The sequence below is a fragment of the Pseudomonas brassicacearum genome (assembly GCF_003732265.1).
GTDB classification, from domain to species: domain Bacteria; phylum Pseudomonadota; class Gammaproteobacteria; order Pseudomonadales; family Pseudomonadaceae; genus Aquipseudomonas; species Aquipseudomonas brassicacearum_D.
Genome location: NZ_MOBK01000002.1, coordinates 169,083 through 195,184, shown reverse-complemented (window position 1 = coordinate 195,184; position 26,102 = coordinate 169,083). Strand labels below are relative to the sequence as shown.

The 26,102-nt window shown below is 58.0% G+C and carries 21 protein-coding genes; 16 read left to right on the top strand and 5 right to left on the bottom strand.

The window, feature by feature from the left end:
* Positions 1 to 124: 124 nt before the first annotated feature.
* Together BK660_RS07005 and BK660_RS07000 are read left to right on the top strand one after the other, a co-directional pair.
* Positions 125 to 2,584 (top strand): EAL domain-containing protein, encoded by a 2,460-nt coding sequence (locus tag BK660_RS07005; RefSeq protein WP_123432704.1) that lies wholly within the window; start codon positions 125 to 127, stop codon positions 2,582 to 2,584.
* A gap of 45 nt (positions 2,585 to 2,629) precedes the next feature.
* Entirely contained in the window at positions 2,630 to 3,424 is a 795-nt protein-coding gene (locus tag BK660_RS07000; RefSeq protein WP_123432703.1) for an iron-containing redox enzyme family protein, read from the top strand.
* A 136-nt stretch (positions 3,425 to 3,560) separates the two neighbouring features.
* Here the strand turns inward: BK660_RS07000 and BK660_RS06990 are convergent, their stop codons facing one another.
* The 5 genes from BK660_RS06990 to BK660_RS06970 all read right to left on the bottom strand — a co-directional run bounded on the left by BK660_RS06990 (position 3,561) and on the right by BK660_RS06970 (position 8,563).
* Positions 3,561 to 4,487, bottom strand: a complete 927-nt coding sequence (locus tag BK660_RS06990) for a GGDEF domain-containing protein (RefSeq protein WP_123432701.1) — start codon at positions 4,485 to 4,487, stop codon at positions 3,561 to 3,563.
* 370 nt (positions 4,488 to 4,857) lie between these two features.
* A complete protein-coding gene (locus tag BK660_RS06985; RefSeq protein WP_123432700.1) occupies positions 4,858 to 5,598 on the bottom strand; it encodes a YciK family oxidoreductase in 741 nt (246 codons plus the stop codon).
* A 197-nt stretch (positions 5,599 to 5,795) separates the two neighbouring features.
* Complete coding sequence (gene mupP / locus BK660_RS06980) at positions 5,796 to 6,467, bottom strand: N-acetylmuramic acid 6-phosphate phosphatase MupP (protein ID WP_056744070.1); 672 nt, start codon at positions 6,465 to 6,467, stop codon at positions 5,796 to 5,798.
* Between the two features lie 4 nt (positions 6,468 to 6,471).
* Complete coding sequence (gene ubiG / locus BK660_RS06975; protein ID WP_007945809.1) at positions 6,472 to 7,170, bottom strand: bifunctional 2-polyprenyl-6-hydroxyphenol methylase/3-demethylubiquinol 3-O-methyltransferase UbiG; 699 nt, start codon at positions 7,168 to 7,170, stop codon at positions 6,472 to 6,474.
* A 58-nt stretch (positions 7,171 to 7,228) separates the two neighbouring features.
* Positions 7,229 to 8,563 (bottom strand): TRZ/ATZ family hydrolase, encoded by a 1,335-nt coding sequence (locus BK660_RS06970; RefSeq protein WP_123432699.1) that lies wholly within the window; start codon positions 8,561 to 8,563, stop codon positions 7,229 to 7,231.
* A 108-nt stretch (positions 8,564 to 8,671) separates the two neighbouring features.
* Here BK660_RS06970 and mtnA point away from each other — a divergent pair, with 108 nt between their 5' ends.
* From mtnA to BK660_RS06900, 14 genes are all read left to right on the top strand, one after another.
* Positions 8,672 to 9,748 carry an S-methyl-5-thioribose-1-phosphate isomerase gene (gene mtnA / locus BK660_RS06965; RefSeq protein WP_123432698.1) on the top strand — a complete coding sequence of 359 codons (1,077 nt, stop codon included), beginning with the start codon at positions 8,672 to 8,674 and terminating at the stop codon, positions 9,746 to 9,748.
* 446 nt (positions 9,749 to 10,194) lie between these two features.
* Positions 10,195 to 12,849, top strand: coding sequence for a DNA gyrase subunit A (gene gyrA / locus BK660_RS06960; RefSeq protein ID WP_027924108.1), 2,655 nt, complete (start codon positions 10,195 to 10,197; stop codon positions 12,847 to 12,849).
* A 228-nt stretch (positions 12,850 to 13,077) separates the two neighbouring features.
* Positions 13,078 to 14,163 carry a 3-phosphoserine/phosphohydroxythreonine transaminase gene (serC, locus tag BK660_RS06955; RefSeq protein WP_123433024.1) on the top strand — a complete coding sequence of 362 codons (1,086 nt, stop codon included), beginning with the start codon at positions 13,078 to 13,080 and terminating at the stop codon, positions 14,161 to 14,163.
* Positions 14,163 to 15,257 (top strand): prephenate dehydratase, encoded by a 1,095-nt coding sequence (gene pheA, locus BK660_RS06950; RefSeq protein ID WP_028620536.1) that lies wholly within the window; start codon positions 14,163 to 14,165, stop codon positions 15,255 to 15,257. Before serC ends, pheA begins: the two co-directional genes overlap by 1 nt.
* A 10-nt stretch (positions 15,258 to 15,267) precedes the next feature.
* A complete protein-coding gene (hisC, locus tag BK660_RS06945; protein ID WP_123432697.1) occupies positions 15,268 to 16,380 on the top strand; it encodes a histidinol-phosphate transaminase in 1,113 nt (370 codons plus the stop codon).
* 28 nt (positions 16,381 to 16,408) lie between these two features.
* Positions 16,409 to 18,616 carry a bifunctional prephenate dehydrogenase/3-phosphoshikimate 1-carboxyvinyltransferase gene (locus BK660_RS06940; protein ID WP_259698491.1) on the top strand — a complete coding sequence of 736 codons (2,208 nt, stop codon included), beginning with the start codon at positions 16,409 to 16,411 and terminating at the stop codon, positions 18,614 to 18,616.
* Positions 18,613 to 19,302: a (d)CMP kinase gene (gene cmk / locus BK660_RS06935; protein WP_027924112.1), complete on the top strand. Its 690-nt coding sequence runs from the start codon at positions 18,613 to 18,615 to the stop codon at positions 19,300 to 19,302. The genes BK660_RS06940 and cmk overlap by 4 nt, the downstream gene beginning before the upstream one ends.
* 120 nt (positions 19,303 to 19,422) lie before the next feature.
* The gene (gene rpsA, locus BK660_RS06930) at positions 19,423 to 21,114 is read left to right on the top strand and encodes a 30S ribosomal protein S1 (RefSeq protein WP_123432695.1); all 1,692 of its coding nucleotides are present in this window, start codon (positions 19,423 to 19,425) and stop codon (positions 21,112 to 21,114) included.
* Between the two features lie 218 nt (positions 21,115 to 21,332).
* Positions 21,333 to 21,611, top strand: a complete 279-nt coding sequence (locus tag BK660_RS06925; protein WP_123432694.1) for a hypothetical protein — start codon at positions 21,333 to 21,335, stop codon at positions 21,609 to 21,611.
* 146 nt (positions 21,612 to 21,757) lie between these two features.
* On the top strand, positions 21,758 to 22,054 hold the full coding sequence (ihfB, locus tag BK660_RS06920) for an integration host factor subunit beta (protein WP_003218804.1): 297 nt from the start codon (positions 21,758 to 21,760) through the stop codon (positions 22,052 to 22,054).
* 27 nt (positions 22,055 to 22,081) lie between these two features.
* Complete coding sequence (locus BK660_RS06915) at positions 22,082 to 22,321, top strand: lipopolysaccharide assembly protein LapA domain-containing protein (protein WP_123432693.1); 240 nt, start codon at positions 22,082 to 22,084, stop codon at positions 22,319 to 22,321.
* Positions 22,322 to 22,629: 308 nt separating this feature from the next.
* Positions 22,630 to 23,592, top strand: coding sequence for a UDP-glucose 4-epimerase family protein (locus BK660_RS06910; protein ID WP_123432692.1), 963 nt, complete (start codon positions 22,630 to 22,632; stop codon positions 23,590 to 23,592).
* The gene (locus tag BK660_RS06905; RefSeq protein WP_123432691.1) at positions 23,589 to 24,602 is read left to right on the top strand and encodes an MraY family glycosyltransferase; all 1,014 of its coding nucleotides are present in this window, start codon (positions 23,589 to 23,591) and stop codon (positions 24,600 to 24,602) included. Before BK660_RS06910 ends, BK660_RS06905 begins: the two co-directional genes overlap by 4 nt.
* Before the next feature lie 633 nt (positions 24,603 to 25,235).
* Positions 25,236 to 26,090: a dTDP-4-dehydrorhamnose reductase family protein gene (locus BK660_RS06900; protein ID WP_123432690.1), complete on the top strand. Its 855-nt coding sequence runs from the start codon at positions 25,236 to 25,238 to the stop codon at positions 26,088 to 26,090.
* The last annotated feature ends 12 nt before the right edge of the window (positions 26,091 to 26,102 follow it).

Sequence of the window (26,102 nt, the reverse complement as noted above, 5' to 3'; positions counted from 1 at the left end):
CGATTAATCAAGGACTTGTCCGTCCTGGCAGGCTTCTCGCTTGCCGGGATCGAGAACGCACCCTAGTCTAGCTATAGCGATCACGTTGGGATGATGATCTGGCAGTGCTAAAACAAGGGACCTCATGAATCAAATCCGGACTCTCGGAACGCCACGGCTGTTGGGCATCGTCTGGCCATTTATTGCCGTCGTGCTGTTTCAGGCCCTGTTGGGTGGCGTCAGCCTTTACGTTTTGTCGGCGGTTCGCGGCTATGTTGCCGGTGAAAGCCTTTGGTCAAAGGGTCAAAAGGACGCCATCTATTACCTCAACCTCTACGCGGACAATCGCGACGAGGCGATTTTCCTCAAATACCAGAACGCCATTGCCGTCCCTCAGGGTGGCCACGAATTGCGTGTGGCGCTGGATCTCCAGCCGCCGGATATCGAGGCCGCGCGAGTGGCGATCCTCAAAGGGGGCAATCACCCCGACGACGTTTCCAGCCTGATCTGGCTCTACCTCAATTTCCGTCATTTCACCTACCTCGAAAAAGCCATCGACCGCTGGACGGTGGGCGACGCGTACCTGCTGCAACTCAATGAAGTTGCGCAAGAGATGCACCGGCGCATTACCGAAGGTCAGGCGACCACCGCTGATATCTGGCGCTGGAAGGATCGGATATTCACCATCAACGATGCAGTAACGCCCGCGGCCAAAGCGTTCAGCGATGCGTTGGGCGAGGGCTCGCGCCTGATTCTCCGGTTGCTGCTGGTGACCAACCTCGCCACGGCGCTGGGCCTGATCGCGCTGGCGTTGCTACGTACGCACAAGTTGCTCAGGCAGCGCCATGAGTTCGCCGAGGCGCTGCAACTGGAGAAAGACCGGGCGCAGATCACCCTGCAATCCATTGGCGACGGGGTCATCACCACGGATGTCGAAGGCGCTATCGCCTACATGAATCCCGCCGCGGAGGCGCTGACCCACTGGAAAGCCGATCAGGCGACGGGTTTGCCTTTGGCTGCACTGTTCAATTTGCTGGATGAAAACGCTCAGGCTGATGGTTTCACGTTGATCGAACATATCTTGAGCGGTCAGCTGAGCGGGGGCAGCGAACATTCAAAGCTGATTCAGCGTCTGGATGGCAGCACGGTGTCGGTGACGCTGGTTGGCTCGCCGATTCGCAATGCGGGCAAGGTCAGCGGCACCGTGCTGGTGTTGCATGACATGACTCAAGAGCGCCAATACATTGCCAATCTGTCCTGGCAGGCGACTCATGACGCCTTGACCGGGCTGGCCAACCGCCGAGAGTTCGAGTTTCGGCTGGAGCAGGCACTGCACAACCTGACGCGGCATTCCGGGCGTCATGCCCTGATGTTTCTCGATCTGGATCAATTCAAACTGGTCAACGACACCTGCGGCCATGCGGCGGGCGACGAGTTGCTGCGGCATATCTGCGCGCTGTTGCAATCGGGCTTGCGCGAAGGCGACACCTTGGCGCGTCTGGGCGGCGACGAGTTCGGCATTTTGTTGGAAAACTGCGCGCCGGAAGCGGCTGACAAGATTGCCGAGAGCCTGCGCCAGACCGTCCAGAACCTGCACTTTGTCTGGAAAGGCCGGCCCTTCGTGACGACGGTGAGCATCGGGCTGGTTCATCTTGCGCAAACGCCAACCTCCCTTGAGGCCTCGCTGCGTGCCGCTGATATGGCGTGCTACATGGCCAAGGAAAAAGGGCGCAACCGGGTTCAGGTCTATCACGCCGATGACTCGGAACTGTCACTGCGCTTTGGCGAGATGGCTTGGGTCCAGCGTCTGCACATGGCGCTGGAGGAGGATCGCTTTTGCCTGTACTCCCAGGAAATCGCACCGCTAGGGCATACCGAGCGCGGGGGCGGGCATATCGAAATTCTGTTGCGTCTGCATGACGAAGCCGGCCGCATGATCCTGCCGGACAGTTTCATCCCGGCGGCGGAGCGTTATGGGCTGATGACGGCACTCGATCGTTGGGTGGTGGAGAACGTCTTCAAGATCATTGCCCAATGCATGGCGGAAAAGCGCAAGGGGCCGCTGGCCATGTGTGCGATTAATCTGTCAGGCACTACTATCGGAGATGAGGCGTTTCTGGACTTCCTGCGTGAACAGTTTGTTAACTATTCAATTCCGCCTGAAATGATTTGTTTTGAAATCACTGAAACCAGTGCAATTTCCAATTTGGGCAGTGCAATCAGATTTATCAATGAGCTCAAAGGTTTAGGTTGTCACTTCTCGTTAGATGACTTTTGTGCCGGAATGTCCTCATTCGCTTACTTGAAACATTTGCCTGTAGACTTCTTGAAGATCGACGGGAGTTTCGTAAAGGACATGCTGGACGACCCGATTAACCGCGCCATGGTCGAAGTGATCAACCACATCGGCCATGTCATGGGTAAGCGCACGATTGCCGAGTTTGTAGAGTCACCCCAGATCGAGCAGGCATTGCTCGAAATCGGGGTCGATTTCGCTCAAGGGTATGTGATTGAACGCCCGCATCTGTTTACCTGCGATAGTTTGCAAAGTCGTCCTGCCAGGCCCCAGCCTTTGTTGTTCAAGGCCCCTGGCACGTTCCGTTGAAATCTCTTGCTGATCCGAACAATCACAATCAAAAGGAGCCCGACAGTGATCGACACATTCAACCGAACCGGACCACTCATGGAAGCTGCAAGTTATCCCGCCTGGGCTCAACAGCTCATCAAGGATTGCAGCGAGAGTAAGCGCCGGGTTGTCGAACACGAACTGTATCAGCGCATGCGAGATAACAAACTCAGCGCAAAAACCATGCGTCAGTACCTTATTGGTGGCTGGCCGGTCGTTGAACAGTTCGCGTTATACATGGCACAAAACCTGACCAAGACCCGCTTTGCCCGCCATCCTGGCGAAGACATGGCGCGTCGCTGGCTGATGCGCAATATTCGCGTGGAATTGAACCATGCTGATTACTGGGTGAACTGGAGTCGGGCGCATGGCGTCAGCCTTGAAGATTTGCAGGAGCAGCAGGTGGCTCCTGAACTTCACGCCCTGAGCCATTGGTGCTGGCATACCAGTTCGGCGGATTCGTTGATCGTCGCCATCGCGGCGACCAACTACGCCATCGAGGGCGCGACCGGCGAGTGGTCGGCACTGGTTTGCTCCAGTGGCGTCTACGCCGCGGCGTTCCCGGAAGAAGATCGCAAACGGGCCATGAAGTGGTTGAAGATGCACGCCCAGTACGACGACGCCCATCCGTGGGAGGCGCTGGAAATCATCTGCACCCTGGCGGGTATGAACCCGAGCAAGTCATTGCAAGTGGAACTGCGTCAGGCGGTCTGCAAGAGCTACGACTACATGCACCTGTTTCTGGAGCGCTGCATGCAGCTGGAGCATTCGGAAAAAGCACCGGTGGCGCGTGAGCGCATGGTGCTGGCGGAAAGCTGATCCATAGGCAACACAAACCAAATGTGGGAGCGGGCTTGCTCGCGAAAGCGGTGTGTCAGGCGATAAAAATTTCGACTGATACACCGCTTTCGCGAGCAAGCCCGCTCCCACATTGGTTATGCGGTGTTGCGAAAACTCAACCTGCCATCGTCAACCGGTTTCGCCCCTCGCGCTTGGCGACGTATAACGCGCTGTCTGCTCGTCGCAACAGGCTCTCGGCAGACTCACCCGGCAGCAGGGTTGAACAGCCAAGGCTGACCGTCAGCTCAACCGCATTGCCATCCGCCCGATAATCCTCGGCCTGAGCCGCCGCCCGCAGTCGTTCGCCGACCATGGCCGCCGCTTCGCGAGTGGTGTTGGACAGCAGGATCAGAAACTCTTCGCCGCCAAACCGGAACACCATGTCGACATTGCGCAACTGGTTCTTGATCGCGGTGGCGACTGCCTTGAGCACGTCATCGCCGGCATTGTGGCCATAACTGTCGTTGACGTTTTTGAAGTGGTCGATGTCCAGCATCAGCAGTGACAAAGGCATCAAGTGGCGTCGCGACATCTCGATTTCGCGTTCCAGGGTCTGATCCATCGCGATGCGGTTGCCGGTATCGGTCAATGGGTCGCGCAATGCGCTTTGCGTGGCCGCCCGGTAAAGCAGGGCGTTGCGCATCGGGAACAGCAGTGCAGACAACAACGACTCCAGATTGCCTTGATCGAGCTCGCTGAATCGCTGATTGCGGCGAAAGACCAGTTCGCCCAGTTGCTCGCCTTCATGGCTGAGGCTGTAGCTGACCGAGTGATGGCCGCGTTGACCGAACTCCAGGCGCAGGTCGCTGGCCTGATGCCGATAGTTCAAGGCATCCAGTGGCACCAGGCGCTGAACTTCGCGGAAGAAAAGACCGAGAATGCGTTGTGGCTCGAGGCTGGTTTGCAACTGCTGACCCAGTTGCTGGCGCAATTGCGCAAGGCTGACGGGCCGTTCCAGAAGAGGAGGTTGCTGACCAAATCCCAGGCGTTGCAATTTGGCGCTATCGAAGTCAACTGCGTTGGTCTGGGAAGGTGATTTCATATGGCGTGCCCCTAAGCGGTAAAGCTGTCTTACAGGCTGGGTGAGAGCGGCTTTGGGCTGCGCGTCATACTGGTCCATCAGTCCCGTGGGACAGTTGGCGCAAGTTTAGTCCGCTTTGTCGAAGATTAGTAACCTATCGACTCCAGCGTCTGCCCGTCTGCTTCACACTGCGTGTCTGAGCAAATTTAGAGCTAAAGTCGTGCCATTCAGTTCATTCGAATAAAAAACCATAAAAATCATATAGATGCGTTTTACTTTGCGTTTTTTTAACGAAAGGGGGTGTCGGTTGTTTGACTGGGAGGGGGGTAGTTACGACTCACTTTGAGTGCCGCGCCGGAAAATCGGCACGGCACAAAAGCGACGCACGGTGTTACTGGGCGTTGAACGCCTGGCCATTGATGCCAGTGCTGTCCGGCCCCATCAGGTAGAGGTAGACCGGCATAATCTCCTCCGGGGTCGGGTTGTTGAGCGGGTTTTCCCCGGGGTAAGCCTGGGCCCGCATGCTGGTGCGCGTGGCGCCCGGGTTGATGCTGTTGGAGCGGACCGGAGCCACGGTGTCCACTTCGTCGGCCAGGGTTTGCATCAGGCCCTCGGTGGCAAACTTGGAAACGCCGTAGGCGCCCCAGTACGCGCGGCCCTTGCGGCCGACGCTGCTGGAGGTAAACACCACCGAGGCGTCTTGCGACAACTTGAGCAAGGGCAGCAGGGTGCTGGTGAGCATGAACATGGCGTTGACGTTGACTTGCATGACACGCATGAAGTTTTCGCCGGACAGCTGTTCGATCGGCGTGCGCGGACCGATGATCGAGGCGTTGTGCAGCAAGCCGTCGAGGTGGCCGAACTCGGTCTCGATCATTGCCGCCAGTTCGTCGTACTGGTGGGGCAGGGCGGTCTCCAGGTTGAACGGAATCACCGCCGGCTGAGGATGCCCGGCTGCTTCGATTTCGTCATACACCTGAGTCAGGTTGGCTTCGGTCTTGCCCAGCAGCAACACGGTGGCGCCATGGGCTGCGTAGGTTTTCGCAGCCGCCGCGCCGATGCCGCGGCCGGCACCGGTGACCAGAATGACCCGGTCCTTGAGCAATTCGGGGCGAGCGCAATAATCAAACATAAGAAACCTCAACAAAAATTCTTCAGGTCAAACGCTATCCCTTGTAGGGGGAGCCTGTGGCGAGGGGGCTTGCCCCCGTTCGGCTGCGAAGCAGTCGCAAACCGGCAAATGCGGTGTCGCTGGAAAATGCAGGGGAGCGCTTCGCACTCTAACGGGGGCTAGCCCCCTCGCCACAAAAGCAACCTGCGGTGTTCAGCTCAGCAGCTACAGAGCGCGCTATCGAGTACCTTGCGCAACTCCAGCGGATGATCCACCACCACGTCCGCACCCCAGTGACGCGGGTTGTCGTCGGGGTGAATGTAGCCGTAAGTCACTGCAGCGGTTTTGGTGCCGGCATCGCGGCCCGATTCGATATCGCGCAGGTCGTCGCCGACAAACAACACGCTGGCCGGGTCCAGGTCGAGCATCTTGCACGCCAGAATCAGCGGCTCCGGGTCTGGCTTGCTGTTCTTCACGTGGTCCGGGCAGATCAGCAGCGCGGAACGCTCAGCCAGCCCCAGTTGCTGCATGATCGGCTCGGCGAAACGCAGCGGCTTGTTGGTCACCACGCCCCAGATCAGGTTGGCCTTCTCGATGTCGGCGAGCAATTCGCCCATGCCGTCGAAGAGCTTGCTATGCACCGCGCAACCGGCCAGATAACGCTCAAGGAACTCGAGTCGCAGCTCTTCAAAGCCTGGGGATTCCGGGTCCATCGAGAAAGTCACGGCGACCATCGCCTTGGCGCCGCCGGAAATCTCGTCACGGATGTGCTTGTCATTCATTGGCGGCAAGCCGCGATCGGCGCGCATTGCCTGGCAGATGGCAATAAAGTCCGGCGCGGTGTCGAGCAGCGTGCCGTCCATGTCAAAAAGGACTGCTCTGATACGCATCGGCTTACTCCTCGCGCAGGGTCTGGATCATGTAATTGACGTCCACGTCGGCCGCCAGTTTGTAGTGCTTGGTCAGCGGGTTGTACGTCAGGCCGATGATGTCCTTGACGGTCAGGCCGGCCATGCGGCTCCAGGCACCGAGCTCGGAAGGGCGGATGAACTTCTTGAAATCGTGCGTGCCGCGTGGCAGCAGCTTCATAATGTATTCAGCGCCGACGATAGCGAACAGGTACGCCTTCGGGTTGCGGTTGATGGTGGAGAAGAACACCTGGCCGCCGGGCTTGACCATGCGGAAGCAGGCACGGATGACCGACGACGGATCCGGTACGTGCTCGAGCATTTCCAGGCACGTGACGACGTCGAATTGCTCGGGCATTTCTTCGGCGAGGCCTTCGGCGGTGATCTGCCGGTACTCGACGTTCACGCCCGATTCCAGCTGATGCAGTTGCGCGACCGCGAGCGGCGCTTCACCCATGTCGATGCCCATGACGGTGGCGCCTCGCTGGGCCATGGCTTCGCTCAGGATCCCGCCGCCGCAGCCGACGTCCAGTACCTTCTTGCCGGCCAGATTGACCCGTTCGTCAATCCAGTTGACGCGCAGCGGGTTGATGTCGTGAAGCGGCTTGAACTCGCTTTCACGGTCCCACCAGCGATGGGCCAGGGCTTCGAATTTGGCGATTTCGGCGTAGTCGACGTTGCTCATGGTTCAGTCCTCTAAAACTTGAAAAATCCTGTTGCCCCGGTTTTATGGTCCGGGGATCTTACGATTCGGTACGGCCGCTGATGCGCTGGCCCCAGGCCTTGGCGGTGGCGCATAGCTGTTCTTCATCCAGGCGGGTCAGGCGTCGATCATCCAGCAACTGCTTGCCGGCGACCCACAGGTGTTTCACGCAGTCCCGGCCGGTGGCGTAGATCAATTGCGAAACCGGGTCGTAGACCGGTTGCTGCGCAAGGCCGGACAGGTCGAACGCGACGATGTCTGCCGCTTTGCCGATTTCCAGCGAGCCGGTTTCAGCCTCGATCCCCAGCGCGCGGGCGCCATTGAGCGTGGCCATGCGCAAGGCGCGATGCGCATCCAGTGCGGTGGCGGAGCCGGCGACAGCCTTGGCCAGCAACGCCGCGGTGCGGGTTTCACCCAACAGGTCCAGGTCGTTATTGCTGGCGGCGCCGTCGGTGCCGACGGCCACATTGACGCCGGCCTGCCACAAGCGCTCGACCGGGCAAAATCCGCTGGCCAGCTTCAGGTTGGATTCCGGGCAATGAATCACGTTGGTGTTGCTTTCTACCAGCATCACCAGGTCTTCATCGCTGATCTGGGTCATGTGAACGGCCTGGAAGCGCGGCCCGAGCAAGCCCAGGCGGGCAAGGCGGGCGAGCGGGCGCTCACCGCGCTGCTCGACCGATTGCTGCACTTCGAAAGCCGTTTCATGCACGTGCATGTGGATCGAGGCGTCCAGCTCTTCGGCGATCACCCGGATTTTCTCCAGGTTTTCATCGCCCACGGTGTAAGGCGCATGGGGGCCGAAAGTGATTTTGATGCGCTCGTGGTGCTTTAGATCGCCAAACAATTCCACGCCCTGACGAATGGCTTCGTCCGCCGTGCTGGCGCCCGGAATCGGGAAATCGAGGATCGGAATGGCGATTTGCGCGCGTATACCGCTGTTGTGCACGCGCTCGCTGGCAACCTTCGGGAAGAAATACATGTCAGAGAAACAGGTGATGCCACCTTTGATCTGCTCGGCGATGGCGAGGTCTGTGCCATCCCGCACGAAATCTTCATCGACCCATTTGGCTTCAGCCGGCCAGATGTGGTTTTCCAGCCAGGTCATCAGCGGCAGGTCATCGGCCAGGCCACGAAACAGGGTCATGGCGGCGTGACCGTGGGCGTTGATCAGGCCGGGGCTGAGCAGCATGCCCGGCAACTCGCGCACTTCAGTTGCGTTAAGCTTCAACGCAGCCGATCGCGGGCCGATAAAGACGATGCGTCCGTCACGGATACCCAGGCCATGCTCTTTGAGGACAACACCAGCGGGTTCGACGGGTACCAGCCAGGTCGGCAGCAATAACAGGTCGAGCGCAGCGGCAGTGTTCGGCATCGAGGGTCGGTTCCAGTGCTTTTGTAAAGGATGGCGAAGTATACCCGAGCGTCTTCGCGGGGGGATCGCTATAATCGGCGGCTTTTGTGCTTGAGTGCGGGGTGTGGGATGCGCGATCGACTGTTGGCTGCGGAGAAAGTGAAGGCCATCGATTGGCGTGATGGCGCCCTGTACCTGCTGGATCAGCGTGTTTTGCCCTTCGAAGAAACCTGGATTGCCTACACCAGTGCAGCCGGTGTGGCCGAGGCCATTCGTTCGATGGTGGTGCGCGGTGCGCCAGCGATTGGCATCAGCGCGGCGTATGCCATGGTGCTGTCGGCCCGCGCCCGGATTGCCGAGGGCGGTGACTGGCAGGCTGCGTGGGAAGAGGATTACGCGGTACTGGCCGATTCCCGTCCAACCGCGGTCAACCTGTTCTGGGCGCTGAGTCGCATGCGCGACCGGCTGGATCGCCTCAAGGAAGACGCAGACCCGCTGGCGGCGCTGGAGGCCGAGGCCATGGCCATTCATGAAAGTGATCGCGAAGCCAACCTGACCATGGCCCAACTGGGGGTGGACTTGATCCGCAAGCACCAGGGTAATGCCCAGGCAATCCTGACTCACTGCAATACTGGTGCGCTGGCCACTGGCGGCTTCGGCACGGCATTGGGCGTGATTCGTGGGGCCTTTATCGAAGGCATGGTCGAGCGGGTTTACGCCGATGAAACCCGGCCGTGGCTGCAAGGTTCGCGTCTGACCGCGTGGGAACTGGCCAATGAAGGTATTCCTGTGACCCTGAATGCCGACTCCGCCGCTGCGCACATCATGAAGACCAAAGGCGTGACCTGGGTGATCGTCGGCGCCGACCGCATCACTGCCAATGGCGATGTGGCGAACAAGATCGGCACCTATCAACTGGCGGTCAACGCCATGCACCACGGCGTGCGCTTTATGGTGGTGGCGCCGAGTTCGACCATCGACATGAACCTGGCCAGTGGCGATGAAATTCCGATCGAAGAGCGCGATGGTCGTGAATTGCTGGAGGTTGGGGGCAAGCGGATCGGGGCGGATGTCGATGCGTTCAACCCGGTGTTCGATGTGACCCCGGCGGACCTGATCGACGTGATCGTTACCGAAAAGGGCATTGTCGAGCGACCGGATACGGCGAAGATGGCGCAGTTGATGTGCCGTAAGCGTCTGCATTAATAATTTCTGGCGCCTGAGAAATCGCTTTCGCGGGCAAGCCCGCTCCCACATTGGTTCTGTGATATGCCTGAGATCCGTGGCTCACATAAATCAAATGTGGGAGCGGGCTTGCTCGCGAAGAGGCCCTGACAGCCACCAAACAGCCCTATTTAACTGCAAAATTTGCATTCATTGCAGCTCTAAGCCCCTCTCGTCACCCTCAAGCCTGTCACCGGTCAACTAACTATGCTCCATGCGCGTCTGGGGGATAGGTGCGTGGCGGCTCTTGTGATAACATCCGGCGTTTTCCGAGGCAGTCCCGCGGGGTTGTCTTTACTGCGCAAATCCATGGTTAATCTTGTTGATTTGTCGTAAGTCGGTGTATGGCACTCAGCCTGCAGCGGCGAGCTTCGTTCGTCCCATATGGATGTGACGAAGTTTCACCAGAAAAAGGAATCGAGCTTCTCATGGGCGAACTGGCCAAAGAAATCCTCCCGGTCAATATCGAAGACGAGCTGAAGCAGTCCTACCTCGACTACGCAATGAGCGTAATTGTCGGGCGGGCCCTGCCGGATGCGCGCGATGGCTTGAAGCCCGTGCACCGGCGTGTGCTGTTCGCGATGAGCGAGCTGGGCAACGACTTCAACAAGCCGTACAAGAAATCTGCCCGTGTTGTCGGTGACGTCATCGGTAAGTATCACCCGCACGGCGATACCGCGGTGTACGACACCATCGTCCGCATGGCGCAGCCGTTCTCGCTGCGTTACCTGCTGGTAGACGGTCAAGGCAACTTCGGTTCGGTGGACGGCGACAACGCCGCGGCCATGCGATACACCGAAGTGCGCATGACCAAGCTGGCGCACGAGCTGCTGGCTGACCTGCACAAAGAAACCGTGGACTGGGTGCCGAACTACGACGGCACCGAAATGATCCCGGCGGTCATGCCGACCCGTATTCCCAACCTGCTGGTCAACGGCTCCAGCGGTATCGCCGTGGGCATGGCGACCAACATTCCGCCGCACAACCTCGGTGAAGTCATCGACGGTTGCCTGGCCCTCATCGACAACCCTGAGTTGACCATCGATGAGCTGATGCAATACATCCCCGGTCCGGACTTCCCGACCGCTGCGATCATCAACGGTCGCGCCGGCATCATCGAAGCCTACCGCACCGGTCGCGGCCGCATTTACATGCGCGCCCGCTCGACGATCGAAGACATCGACAAAGTCGGTGGCCGTCAGCAGATCGTCATCACCGAACTCCCTTACCAGCTCAACAAGGCCCGTCTGATCGAGAAGATCGCCGAGCTGGTCAAAGAGAAGAAGCTTGAAGGCATCACCGAGCTGCGCGACGAGTCCGACAAGGACGGTATGCGCGTCGTGATCGAACTGCGTCGCGGCGAAGTGCCTGAGGTGATCCTCAACAACCTCTACGCCCAGACCCAGTTGCAAGCGGTGTTCGGTATCAACATCGTTGCGCTGATCGACGGCCGTCCGCGGATCCTGAACCTCAAGGACCTGCTGGAAGCTTTCGTTCGTCACCGTCGCGAAGTCGTTACCCGCCGTACCGTGTTCGAACTGCGTAAAGCCCGCGAACGTGGTCACATTCTGGAAGGTCAAGCGGTTGCCCTGTCGAACATCGACCCGGTCATCGCCCTGATCAAGGCCTCGCCAACCCCGTCGGAAGCCAAGGAAGCGCTGATCAGCACTGCCTGGGAATCCTCCGCCGTGGTGGCCATGGTTGAACGCGCCGGTGCCGACTCTTGCCGTCCGGAGACCCTGGACCCGCAATACGGTCTGCGCGACGGCAAGTACTTCCTGTCGCCAGAACAGGCGCAAGCCATTCTGGAACTGCGTCTGCACCGTCTGACCGGTCTGGAACACGAAAAACTGCTGGCCGAGTATCAAGAGATCCTCAACCAGATCGGCGAACTGATCCGCATCCTCAGCAGCGCCACGCGCCTGATGGAAGTGATCCGCGAAGAGCTGGAAGTGATCCGCGCCGAATACGGCGATGTGCGTCGCACCGAGATCCTCGATGCCCGTCTCGACCTGACCCTGGGTGACATGATCCCGGAAGAAGAGCGCGTCGTGACCATCTCCCACGGTGGCTATGCCAAGACCCAGCCGTTGGCTGCGTACCAGGCTCAGCGTCGTGGCGGTAAAGGCAAGTCGGCGACCGGCGTTAAAGATGAAGACTACATCGCTCACCTGCTGGTCGCCAACAGCCACACCACGCTGCTGCTGTTCTCCAGCAAAGGCAAAGTGTACTGGCTGAAAACCTACGAAATTCCGGAAGCGTCCCGCGCTGCCCGTGGTCGTCCGCTGGTCAACCTACTGCCGCTGGACAGTGATGAATACATCACCACCATGCTGCCGGTCGAGGAATACACCGAAGGTCACTTCATCTTCATGGCGACCGCCAAAGGCACCGTGAAGAAGACCCCGCTGGAATCCTTCAGCCGTCAACGCAGCGTTGGTCTGATCGCGCTGGAGCTGGACGAAGGTGACGTACTGATTTCTGCCGCCATTACCGATGGCGAGCGCGAAGTCATGCTGTTCTCCGACGGCGGCAAGGTCACTCGCTTCAAGGAAACCGACGTTCGCGCCATGGGCCGTACCGCTCGTGGTGTGCGCGGCATGCGTCTGCCGGAAGGGCAGAAGCTGATTTCCATGCTGATCCCGGAAGAAGGCAGCCAGATCCTCACCGCTTCGGCGCGTGGTTTCGGCAAGCGTACTGCGATCACCGAGTTCCCTGAGTACAAGCGTGGCGGTCAGGGCGTTATTGCCATGGTCAGCAACGACCGTAACGGCCGTCTGGTCGGCGCGGTCCAGGTGCTCGATGGCGAGGAAATCATGCTGATTTCCGACCAGGGCACCCTGGTTCGTACGCGTGTCGACGAAGTGTCCAGCCTGGGTCGTAACACCCAGGGCGTGACCCTGATCAAGCTGGCCAGCGATGAAACACTGGTCGGTCTGGAGCGGGTTCAGGAGCCATCGGAAGTCGAAGGTGAAGAGCTGGAAGGTGAAGAAGGTGCAGAGTTCATCGGCGAAGTCGTGATCGACGACGTTGTTGATGATCAGCAACTCGATGCCGCCGCTGACGAAGAGCCACAAGAGTAAGCGAACAAACAGGGGGCGGATGAAAATTCGCCCCCTTGTTGTTTGTCCGTAATGAAATTTCGGCGCCCATAGAGATCGAGTGTGGGAGCGGGCTTGCTCGCGAAGACGGACTGACATTCAACATCGATGTCGTCTGTTACACCGCCTTCGCGAGCAAGCCCGCTCCCACATTGGATCTGCGTCGACTGATAAGTTTGCATGACCTACCAAATCAGAGCGAGATTGGATGTGAGCAAGAGAGCCTATAACTTCTGTGCCGGTCCTGCGGCACTTCCTGAAGCTGTCCTGCAGCGCGCCCAGGGTGAACTCCTTGACTGGCACGGCAAGGGCCTGTCGGTCATGGAAATGAGCCATCGCAGTGATGAGTTCGTGTCCATCGCCACCAAGGCCGAGCAGGATCTGCGTGATCTGCTGAATATCCCCTCGAACTATAAAGTGCTGTTTCTGCAAGGCGGCGCCAGCCAGCAATTTGCTCAGATTCCCCTGAACCTGTTGCCGGAAAACGGTACTGCCGACTATATCGACACCGGTATCTGGTCGCAGAAAGCCATCGAAGAAGCTTCGCGCTACGGCAACGTGAATGTCGCCGCGACCGCCAAGCCTTACGACTATTTCGCTATTCCCGGTCAGAACGAATGGAACCTGTCGAAAGACGCGGCCTACGTTCACTACGCGCCGAACGAAACCATCGGCGGCCTGGAATTCCAGTGGATTCCAGAAACCGGTGACGTTCCGCTGGTAGCCGACATGTCTTCGGACATCCTGTCGCGTCCGGTCGATGTTTCGCGTTTCGGCATGATTTACGCTGGCGCCCAGAAAAACATCGGCCCGAGCGGCATCGTCGTGAACATCGTTCGCGAAGACCTGCTGGGTCACGCCCGTTCCCTGTGCCCGACCATGCTCAACTACAAGGTCGCGGCCGACAACGGCTCGATGTACAACACGCCGCCGACCCTGGCCTGGTACTTGTCCGGCCTGGTGTTCGAGTGGCTGAAAGAGCAGGGCGGCGTCGAAGCCATCGGCAAGCTCAACGAAGTGAAGCAGCGCACGCTGTACGGCTTCATCGACGCCAGCGGCTTGTATAGCAACCCGATCAACCCGTCGGATCGCTCTTGGATGAACGTGCCGTTCCGTCTGGCTGACGACCGTCTGGACAAGCCGTTCCTGGCCGGTGCCGACGAACGTGGCCTGTTGAACCTCAAGGGCCACCGTTCCGTGGGTGGCATGCGCGCCTCCATCTATAACGCCGTCGACATCGTTGCGGTCAACGCACTGGTTTCGTACATGGCAGAGTTCGAGAAGGAACACGGCTAATGTCTGAGCAAGAACTCAAGGCACTGCGCGTTCGCATTGATGCCCTGGACACTAAAGTCCTGGAGCTGATCAGTGAGCGCGCACGCTGCGCCCAGGAAGTTGCGCGAGTAAAGATGGCCTCGCTGGCCGAAGGCGAAGTGCCGGTGTTCTATCGTCCTGAGCGTGAAGCTCAGGTGCTCAAGCGCGTGATGGAGCGTAACCAGGGGCCGCTGGGCAACGAAGAGATGGCGCGGTTGTTCCGCGAAATCATGTCCTCGTGCCTGGCCCTTGAGCAGCCGCTGAAAGTGGCTTACCTCGGCCCTGAAGGCACGTTCACTCAAGCGGCGGCCATGAAACACTTCGGCCACGCAGTGATCAGCAAGCCGATGGCGGCGATCGATGAAGTGTTCCGCGAGGTGGCGGCTGGTGCGGTGAACTTTGGCGTGGTCCCGGTGGAAAACTCCACCGAGGGCGCGGTCAACCACACCCTCGACAGTTTTCTCGAACACGACATGGTCATCTGTGGCGAAGTCGAGTTGCGGATTCACCACCACCTGTTGGTCGGTGAAAACACCAAGACCGACAGCATCAGTCGCATCTATTCCCACGCCCAGTCGCTGGCCCAGTGCCGCAAGTGGCTGGACGCACACTACCCGAATGTCGAGCGCGTGGCGGTGTCCAGCAACGCCGAAGCGGCCAAGCGGGTTAAAGGTGAGTGGAACTCGGCGGCAATTGCCGGCGACATGGCCGCAGGCCTGTACGGGTTGACCCGTCTGGCCGAGAAAATCGAGGATCGCCCGGATAACTCCACGCGATTCCTGATGATCGGCAGTCAGGAAGTGCCGCCAACCGGCGACGACAAGACGTCGATCATCGTTTCGATGAGCAACAAGCCAGGCGCGCTTCACGAGTTGCTGGTGCCGTTCCACGACAACGGCATCGACCTGACCCGAATCGAGACGCGTCCGTCGCGCAGCGGTAAATGGACCTACGTGTTCTTCATCGACTTCGTCGGCCACCATCGCGATCCATTGATCAAAGGTGTGCTGGAAAAGATCAGTCAGGAAGCAGTGGCACTCAAAGTGCTGGGTTCCTACCCGAAAGCAGTTCTCTAAGGGGTAGCAAATGAGTGACGACTTCCTCGCCCTGGCACAGCCGGGCGTGCAACAACTATCGCCGTACGTCCCGGGCAAGCCTGTGGACGAACTGGCGCGCGAGCTGGACCTCGATCCGGCGAGCATCGTCAAACTGGCCAGTAATGAAAACCCGTTGGGTGCGAGTCCCAAAGCGCTGACGGCGATTCAGAATGCGTTGGCCGAGCTGACCCGCTATCCGGACGGCAATGGTTTTGCGCTCAAGACCCTGTTGGCCGAGCAGTGCCGCGTCGAACTGAATCAAGTGACGCTGGGCAATGGCTCCAACGACATTTTGGAGTTGGTCGCGCGTGCCTATCTGGCCCCGGGCCTGAATGCCGTGTTCAGCGAGCACGCGTTTGCGGTCTATCCGATCGTGACCCAGGCCGTTGGCGCCCAGGCCAAAGTGATTCCGGCCAAAGACTGGGGGCATGACCTGTCGGGCATGCTGGCGGCAATCGATGCCGACACTCGCGTGGTCTTCATTGCCAACCCGAACAACCCGACCGGAACCTGGTTCGATGCCGAGGCACTGGACGAATTCCTGCAGGATGTTCCGGCGCATGTGCTGGTCGTGCTGGACGAGGCCTACATCGAATACGCCGAGGGCAGCGACTTGCCGGATGGCCTGGATTATCTGGCGGCTTATCCGAACCTGCTGGTTTCGCGTACGTTCTCCAAGGCTTACGGTCTGGCGGCGTTGCGGGTTGGTTATGGCTTGTCCACTGCTGTGGTCGCGGACGTGCTGAACCGTGTGCGTCAGCCGTTCAACGTTAACAGCCTGGCCTTGGCCGCTGCGTGCGCTGCGCTGCAAGACCTCGATTACCTGGCGCAAAGCCGTCGCCTGAGCGAGTCCGGCATGCTGCAACTGGAAGCCGGTTTCCGTGAGTTGGGGCTGAGCTGGATCCCGTCCAAGGGCAACTTCATCTGCGTTGATCTCGGTCGCGTGGCTGCGCCGGTGTTCCAGGGCCTGTTGCGCGAAGGCGTGATCGTGCGTCCGGTGGCCAACTACGGCATGCCCAATCACCTGCGTGTCACGATCGGTTTGCCGGCGGAAAACAGCCGCTTCCTAGAGGCGCTGACCAAGGTTCTCGCTCGTGGTTGATGTCACTGCACTGCAATCTGCTGCACCTATGATCGGTCGCCTGGTGGTGGTCGGTCTGGGATTGATCGGCGGTTCGTTCGCCAAGGGTTTGCGTGAAAGCGGCCTGTGCCGCGAAGTGGTCGGGGTCGATCTCGATCCGCAGTCGCGCAAGCTGGCGGTCGAGTTGGGCGTGGTGGATCGCTGCGAAGAAGACCTGGCCGCTGCTTGCCAGGGCGCTGACGTGATTCAACTGGCCATCCCGATCCTGGCCATGGAAAAAATGCTGGCACGCCTGGCGGCAATGGAGCTGGGATCGGCGATTCTGACCGACGTCGGTAGTGCCAAAGGCAATGTCGTCCGTGCTGCAACCGAAGCGTTTGGCGGCATGCCGTCGCGTTTTGTGCCGGGGCATCCGATTGCCGGTTCCGAGCAGAGCGGGGTGGAAGCCTCCAACGCCGAGCTGTTCCGTCGTCATAAAGTGATTCTGACGCCGCTGGATCAAACCGATCCGGCCGCGCTGGCAGTGGTCGACCGTTTGTGGCGCGAATTGGGCGCCGATGTCGAGCACATGCAGGTCGAGCGCCACGATGAAGTGTTGGCGGCGACCAGCCATTTGCCGCACCTGTTGGCGTTCGGTTTGGTCGACTCGTTGGCCAAGCGCAATGAAAACCTTGAGATCTTCCGTTACGCTGCCGGCGGTTTCCGCGATTTCACAAGAATCGCGGGAAGCGACCCGGTCATGTGGCACGACATCTTCCTCGCCAACCGCGAAGCTGTCCTGCGCACACTCGATACATTTCGCAGCGACCTCGACGCCTTGCGCGACGCGGTCGATGCAGGGGATGGGCACCAATTGTTGGGCGTGTTCACTCGCGCCCGGGTTGCCCGCGAGCATTTCAGTAAAATCCTGGCCCGCCGGGCCTATGTGGACGCTATGAACTCCAACGACCTGATTTTCCTGGCACAACCTGGTGGCCGCCTGACTGGGCGGATTCGTGTACCGGGCGATAAATCGATTTCCCACCGTTCGATCATGCTTGGCTCCCTCGCCGAAGGCGTCACCGAAGTCGAAGGCTTCCTCGAGGGCGAAGATGCTCTGGCGACCCTGCAAGCCTTCCGCGACATGGGCGTTGTGATCGAAGGTCCGCACCATGGGCGTGTGACCATTCACGGTGTCGGCCTGCACGGTCTGAAACCGGCACCTGGCCCGATCTATCTGGGCAACTCCGGTACTTCGATGCGCCTGCTGTCTGGCCTGTTGGCTGCGCAGAGCTTCGACAGCACCCTGACCGGTGACGCTTCGCTGTCCAAGCGCCCCATGAATCGCGTGGCCAATCCGCTACGTGAAATGGGCGCCGTGATCGAGACCGCTGCTGAAGGTCGTCCACCGATGATCATTCGTGGCGGCAACAAGCTCAAGGGTTTGACCTACACCATGCCAATGGCCAGTGCCCAGGTTAAATCCTGCCTGCTGCTGGCGGGTCTGTACGCTGAAGGCAAGACCACCGTTACCGAGCCTGCACCGACGCGCGACCATACCGAGCGCATGCTGCAAGGTTTTGGCTATCCGGTCAGCGTCAGCGGCGCGACTGCATCGGTCGAGTCCGGGCACAAGCTGACCGCGACCCACATCGAAGTGCCGGGCGACATCTCGTCCTCCGCGTTCTTCCTGGTGGCCGCGTCGATCGCCGAAGGTTCGGAGCTGGTGCTTGAGCACGTCGGCATCAACCCGACCCGTACCGGCGTGATCGACATCCTGCGCCTGATGGGCGGCGATATCACCCTGGAAAACCAGCGTGAAGTCGGTGGCGAGCCGGTCGCGGACTTGCGCGTACGTGCAGCTAAACTTAAAGGTATCGAGATTCCCGAGGCCCTGGTTCCACTGGCCATCGACGAATTCCCGGTGCTGTTCGTGGCTGCGGCCTGTGCCGAAGGGCGCACGGTGTTGCGTGGCGCTGAAGAGTTGCGGGTCAAAGAGTCGGACCGGATTCAGGTCATGGCGGATGGCTTGCTGGCGCTGGGCGTCAAGTGCGAACCGACACCGGATGGCATCATCATCGACGGCGGCCAGATCGGTGGCGGCGAAGTGCATGGACATGGCGATCACCGGATTGCCATGGCGTTCAGCGTTGCATCGCTGCGCGCGACTGCACCGATCCGCATCCACGATTGCGCCAACGTCGCGACGTCGTTCCCGAACTTCCTCGCGCTGTGCGCGCAGGTCGGTATCCGGGTTGCTGAAGAGGCTCAGTCGTGATCAACAAGTCGCCAGTCATTACCATCGATGGCCCGAGCGGTTCCGGTAAAGGCACGATCGCCGGGATTCTGGCGAAACGTCTGGGCTGGAATCTGCTGGATTCCGGTGCGTTGTACCGTTTGCTGGCGTTCGCTGCGCATAATCATGGTGTTGATCTGACCAATGAAGAGTTGCTGAAGGCGCTCGCGGCGCATCTGGACGTTCAGTTCATCGCTGCGACGGACGGTCAACTGCAGCGAATCATTCTGGAAGGCGACGAAGTCAGTGATGTGATTCGTACTGAAAGTGTCGGCGCCGGCGCGTCCCAGGTTGCGGCATTGCCCGCCGTACGCGAGGCGCTGCTGCAGCGCCAGCGTGCTTTCCAGGAAATGCCGGGACTGGTAGCCGATGGCCGAGATATGGGCACGGTGGTTTTTCCGGACGCACCCTTGAAGATATTCCTCACTGCCAGTGCCGAGGAGCGTGCGCGCCGTCGATACTTGCAGTTGAAGGGCAAAGTCGATGGTGTTAGTCTGTCGAGTCTGCTAGATGAGATACGTGTCCGCGATGAGCGTGACACCCAGCGAGCGGTAGCCCCGCTCAAACCGGCGGCTGACGCCATACAGCTGGATTCCACGGAATTATCCATCGACCAGGTGCTGGAACGCATCATGAGCGAGATCGCCATTCGCGATATCGCCGGGTGACCAAGAGGGCCGCAGGGGACCAGTCATAGTCCTGCGGTGGCTTCTTTTAAATGAAACTAACCCATACCGTCTGGGGTGTGGAGATGGGCGTAGTCTTCGCCCTCATCAACAGGAATTAAAATGAGCGAAAGCTTTGCGGAACTCTTTGAAGAAAGCCTAAAAACCCTGAACCTTCAGGCAGGCTCCATCATCACCGGTGTTATCGTTGATATCGATTACCAGGCTCGCTGGGTAACCGTTCACGCTGGCCTGAAGTCTGAAGCACTCATCCCGCTTGAGCAGTTCTACAACGACGCTGGCGAACTGAACATCAACGTCGGTGACGAAGTTCACGTTGCTCTGGACTCGGTTGAAGACGGCTTTGGTGAAACCAAGCTGTCCCGTGAAAAAGCCAAGCGCGCTGAATGCTGGATTGTTCTGGAAGCTGCCTTCGCAGCCGAAGAAGTGGTCAAGGGCGTTATCAACGGTAAGGTTAAAGGCGGCTTCACTGTCGACGTTAACGGCATCCGTGCGTTCCTGCCAGGTTCTCTGGTTGACGTCCGTCCTGTGCGCGATACTACGCACCTGGAAGGCAAAGAGCTGGAATTCAAGGTCATCAAACTCGACCAGAAACGCAACAACGTTGTCGTTTCCCGTCGCAGCGTCCTCGAAGCCGAGAACTCCGCCGAGCGTGAAGCTCTGCTGGAATCCCTGCAGGAAGGTCAGCAAGTCAAAGGTATCGTCAAAAACCTCACCGATTACGGCGCATTCGTCGATCTGGGTGGCGTCGATGGCCTGCTGCACATTACCGACATGGCTTGGAAGCGTATCAAGCATCCTTCCGAAATCGTCAACGTTGGCGACGAGATCGATGTCAAGGTTCTGAAGTACGATCGCGAACGCAATCGTGTTTCCCTGGGCCTCAAGCAACTGGGCGAAGATCCATGGGTTGCTATCAAAGCCCGTTACCCAGAAAGCACTCGCGTTACCGCTCGTGTAACCAACCTGACCGACTACGGCTGCTTCGCTGAGCTGGAAGAAGGCGTTGAAGGCCTGGTACACGTTTCCGAAATGGACTGGACCAACAAGAACATCCACCCTTCGAAAGTCGTACAAGTCGGCGACGAAGTGGAAGTTATGGTTCTGGACATCGACGAAGAGCGTCGTCGTATCTCCCTCGGCATCAAGCAGTGCAAATCTAACCCATGGGAAGATTTCTCTGGCCAGTTCAACAAGGGCGATAAAATCTCCGGCACCATCAAGTCGATCACCGATTTCGGTATCTTCATTGGTCTGGACGGCGGCATCGACGGTCTGGTTCACCTGTCCGACATCTCCTGGAACGAAGTGGGCGAAGAAGCCGTTCGCCGCTTCAAGAAGGGCGACGAGCTGGACACCGTTATCCTGTCGGTTGACCCAGAGCGTGAGCGTATCTCCCTGGGTATCAAGCAACTGGAAAGCGATCCGTTCTCCGAGTACGTTCAAGAGAACGACAAAGGCGCAATCGTTAAAGGCATCGTGAAAGAAGTTGACGCTAAAGGCGCCATCATCACTCTGGCCGACGATATCGAAGCGACTCTGAAAGCCTCCGAAATCAGCCGTGACCGCGTTGAAGACGCGCGCAACGTTCTGAAAGAAGGCCAGGAAGTAGAAGCCAAGATCATCAGCGTTGACCGCAAGAGCCGTGTAATCCAGCTCTCCATCAAGTCGAAAGACGATGCGGAAGAGAAAGAAGCAATCCAGAGCTTGAAAGACAAGCCTGCTGCTGAAGTCTCTGCTGGTCCTACCACTCTGGGCGACCTGTTGCGTGCACAAATGGAAAAACAGAACTAAGTTCTGTCAGACCATAGAAAAAGGGCGACTTCGGTCGCCCTTTTTTGTGCCTGCGATTTGGTGGTCCTGCTGATGCTGTTTGGCTGCAGTGGTTGCTTGTGAAACCAATATCCCCGATAAGCTGTCTCTTTCTTTAATCGGATCAATCGTTTGTTTGCAGCTAATCTTTAGTCTGAAGTGAACGACAGTCGGGCAAGGCGCCTGGCATAAGGAAGTGAATGAACAAGCTCATTGTCGCAATAGCAGTACTGACATTGGCGGGTTGTACCACTAATGCCAAGACCCATGTCGTGCGTGGGGTCAGCGGTATCGAGATTGACTGTTCCGGGCTGGGGTCCGGGTGGGAAAAATGTCGCAAACGTGCGGATAAGGAGTGTAAGGCCGCAGGGTATAAAGTCTTGGCCAGGTCGGATGACGTCAAGGACGAAGACGAATTTCCTTTTGGCTTTAATCCGGCGGGCTACCTGACGCGGACCATGTTGGTTATCTGTCGGTGATTGGAGGGCTCTATCGGAGAGTCAGGTTATATGGCATCCCTCGGTGCTTGAAAATATATGTCAAAACCTGGGCTGTTCAAATTCTTTCGAGCATGCTAAAACCTTTGAAGCGCTTTTCCTAGCTGCTTGAAAAAGAAGGGAAAAATATGACGAAGTCGGAGTTGATCGAACGAATTGTCACCCATCAAGGGCTGCTCTCATCCAAGGATGTGGAGCTGGCCATCAAGACCATGCTTGAGCAAATGTCCCAATGCCTGGCCACTGGGGATCGTATCGAGATCCGTGGGTTTGGCAGCTTCTCCTTGCACTACCGCGCGCCGCGCGTAGGGCGTAATCCAAAAACCGGTCAGTCCGTCAGCCTCGATGGCAAGTTCGTTCCGCATTTCAAGCCAGGAAAAGAACTGCGCGATCGTGTGAACGAGGATGAGGAGGAAGGGGTGTGACGGTCGCCATAATTCAAGGAACCGCTCATGCGTAATGTAAAGCGCGTACTGCTCGCCTTGTTTGTGTTGTTGCTCGTTTTGGCAATTCTGGCGTTTGTTCTAGAGAATCAGCAATCGGTTTCCTTGCTGTTTCTTGGTTGGGCGGGGCCGCAGCTGCCGGTGTCGCTGGTAGTGGTTCTTGCATTGCTGGTCGGCATGGTCATCGGTCCGATGCTTGGCTGGTTTCTGGGGCGTGCGGCTCGGGCTACACGCAAGCGCCTGGTCTGATAGTCAAAACCCTGGAGTGCTGCTGAGGAGACAAGAGCGTTCGCTCGGCAGTTATTCGTCACATTCCCCAAGACATCATTGACGCGGCCCCTAACGCCGATAGACTCATCCGTAACCGACAGTGCGGGTTTGTGTTGGGTGGCCGCTGTCGTCAGTGCTGGCATCCTCTTGCGACAACCTGGTCGTGGGATAGCAAAAGACAAACCTGATCGCCTCGAATACAAAGCGCTCATAATCGAGAAGAAGTTCAGCGTTCGCAGCTGAAGCGTAATGGAAGTTTTCAGGATGAATGTGGTGGGCAAGAGCAAATGAGTTGTTCAAAAGTCCTGGTGACAGGGGCGAATGGGTTTGTCGGGTCCGCGGTTGTAACCAAGTTGCTGTCGAGCGAGAAATTTTCCGTGGTGTGCGGCGTTCGCACTCCGTCCCAAACGGACTTTCCCTGTGATCATCTAATTTTTGAGTTGGGCGCCGAAGTTCCTGTAGCCGCATTGACAGGTATCACGGCGGTCGTGCATGCGGCTGCGCGTGTGCATGTGATGACGGCGCAGGGGGCGGATGACCTTAGTGCCTTTCGAGTGGCCAACGTCGATGGAACAATCAAGTTGGCGACCAGTGCTGCTCAGGCGGGCGTAAAGCGCTTTGTTTTTATCAGTTCAATTAAGGTCAACGGGGAGCACACCTATCCGGGTCAGCCATTTACTTCGGCCGACCTGCCGGCTCCAGTCGATGCCTATGGAATCTCCAAGCGTGAAGCCGAGGACGCTCTAAGAGAGTTGGGCGCACGCACAGGAATGGAGATTGTAATAATCCGACCTCCTCTGGTTTATGGTCCTGGCGTTAAGGCCAACTTCCTCAGCATGCTTCGATGGGTTGAGCGCGGGGTGCCCCTGCCATTTGGTTCGATTACCAATCGCCGCAGCATGGTCGCACTGGATAATCTGGTTGATTTGATCGAGCGCTGCATCGAGCATCCCTCGGCCCCCGGTAATACCTTTCTCGTTAGCGATGGCGAAGATCTGTCCACGACACAATTACTTCAGCGTGTAGCTCAATCACTGGGTGTTCGCTCTGTACTGATTCCTTTTCCGCAACAGATTCTATCTATGGGGTTGGTTTTGCTGGGGAAGCAGGCGCTATCCGTGCGCTTGTGTGGTTCGCTTCAGGTCGATGTGCGGCGAACGTGTGAGTTATTGCAATGGTCACCGCCTGTCGGTATTGAACAAGCGCTGGCGGGTGTGGCGAAACATTATCTGGATACTAAAAACAAATGATCTTTGCGTTGTTGTTGGTGGGGGTGTTTGTCGCGTCCTGGTTGATGACGTTTTATTTGCGACGCTATGCCTTGCGTAACAGTCTCGTCGATGTCCCCAATGCCCGAAGTTCGCACTCGATTCCTACTCCCCGGGGTGGTGGCGTATCCATAGTTGTTTCGTTTCTTGGGGCGTTGTGCGTATGCGCTTTGACCGGAGTGATCTCGTGGGGCGTATTTGCGGGATTGTTCGGGGCGGGAGCTGTTGTGGCTTTAATAGGCTTTGCTGATGACCATGGTCACATCGCGGCCCGATGGAGGCTGCTGGGGCACTTTACGGCGGCGGCGTGGTTTTTGTTTTGCGTGGGAGGGCTCGCCCCGCTAAATCTGTTTGGATTTATTATCGACCTGGGTTGGTGGGGGAGCGCATTGGCCGCCATCTATCTGGTCTGGCTTTTGAACTTGTATAACTTTATGGATGGGATCGACGGAATTGCAGGGGCTGAGGCTATCTGTGTCTGCCTGGGCGGCGCATTTTTATACTGGCTGGGCGGTTTCACGAATGAGTTGTGGGTTCCTCTCCTGCTCGCCAGTGCCTGCGCAGGATTTTTGATTTGGAACTTTCCACCTGCGAAAATTTTCATGGGTGACGCAGGTAGTGGTTTTCTTGGTTTGATCCTTGGTGGCCTGGCATTGCAGGCGGCCTGGGTCGCCCCGCAATTACTCTGGAGTTGGCTGATTTTGGCGGGGGTTTTCATTGTGGATGCGACCTACACAATGCTGCATCGCTTGATTCGAGGGGAGAGGGTATATGAGGCGCATCGCAGTCATGCCTATCAATATGCCTCTCGACATCATCTCAGTCATATGAAAATCACCCTTGCCGTTATTTTGATCAATGTGCTGTGGCTTGCCCCTCTCGCGTTGTGGGTGGGATGGGGGTCACTGGATGGGAGTGTCGGTCTGCTGATTGCTTATTTGCCTCTTATTGTGTTGGCGGTGATGTACAACGCAGGCAAGGCTGAGACCTGATTCGAAGGGTATTCGTCGGTGAGGCTGCTTGCGAGGTGCGTAAAAATGATGTGCGCTGCGGGTCTTGTTGGGGGGATGTCAGCGCAGGTCAGTGAATAAAAAGCGCTTGCTTCGGCGGCGACCACTCGGTCTCTAAAGCACTGAATCCGCGGATGGACGTACAGTCGCCGCCACTCAATTGCACAAAATTGTATGGTAAACTTCTCTGGTTTTTATGGAGTGATGGCATAAAGCCAATACTCCGCTGGCAGATGTGACTCCCTTGCTTGACCAACGCAGCGTTGCTGTATGCAAGGGGGTGTTGCTTACGGGTGTAATGTGGTGGCAACCCCCTTGGGTTAACGCCGGTCTATCCCGCATTTCCTGGGTAGCATGGATGAGCAGCGAGCTCTTGGTGGCGATTCTGTTGCAGGTATTCGAACAACGTCTTTGGTTTTTTCGGGCGCCGACGGTTGGTTGAAACCGCAAGAATGGATCTCTTCGCAAGTAGGCTCCAACCCGCATTGAGTACAGATTCGCGATATGTCCCCCTTTTGTTGCTCCTCTGGATGCAGCGGGTGAAGACGTTCAACTGATGAGTGGCAACCGGATCATGGGATCGAGTTTTTGGTCCGGGAAGTGAGGAGTAGGGCAATGAGAGTTATGGTGTTGGGTGTTTCCGGAATGCTGGGTAACGCAGCCTACCGAGTGTTATCGGCTAACCCCGATCTGAGCGTTTACGGTACCGCTCGGAGCGAGGGTTCCCGGAAGTTTTTCTCAGAGGCCTTGGCCGAGAAAATCATTCTGGGCGTGGATGTCGAAAGTCAAGACTCGCTGATCAAGGCTTTCGGGACAGTAAGACCTGATGTCGTGATCAACTGTGTGGGCCTGGTCAAGCAACTGGCCGATGCAAATGATCCTCTTCAGGCAGTGCCAATCAATACATTGCTGCCTCATCGTCTGGCCGCCTTGTGCAAGGCGACTGGTGCACGCCTGGTTCATATCAGTACCGATTGTGTTTTTTCGGGTGAGAAGGGTGGCTACCGGGAGTCGGACTTCCCTGACGCTTACGACCTCTATGGCCGTTCCAAGCTGTTGGGCGAAGTGGATTATCCTCACGCCATTACGCTGCGTACCTCGATTATCGGTCGTGAACTGTCTGGGCATCGCAGCCTGGTCGGCTGGTTCCTCGCGCAACAAGACACCGTTCAAGGGTTCACTGGCGCTATTTTCTCCGGTCTGCCAACCATGGAGTTGGCACGGGTGATCAATGAGTACGTATTGCCGCGTCCTGATCTGCATGGCCTGTATCACGTAGCTACTCAGCCTATAAATAAGTACGACTTGCTGAAGCTTGTGGCGAAAACTTATGGAAAAGACACTGAGATTGTCCCTTCGGACAGGTTGACGATCGACCGTTCGTTAAATGCGGACCGCTTCCGGGAGGCTACAGGTTACGTCGCCCCCGAGTGGTCGGTTTTAGTACAAAACATGCATGACTTCAATTAAGCGCAAGGTTTA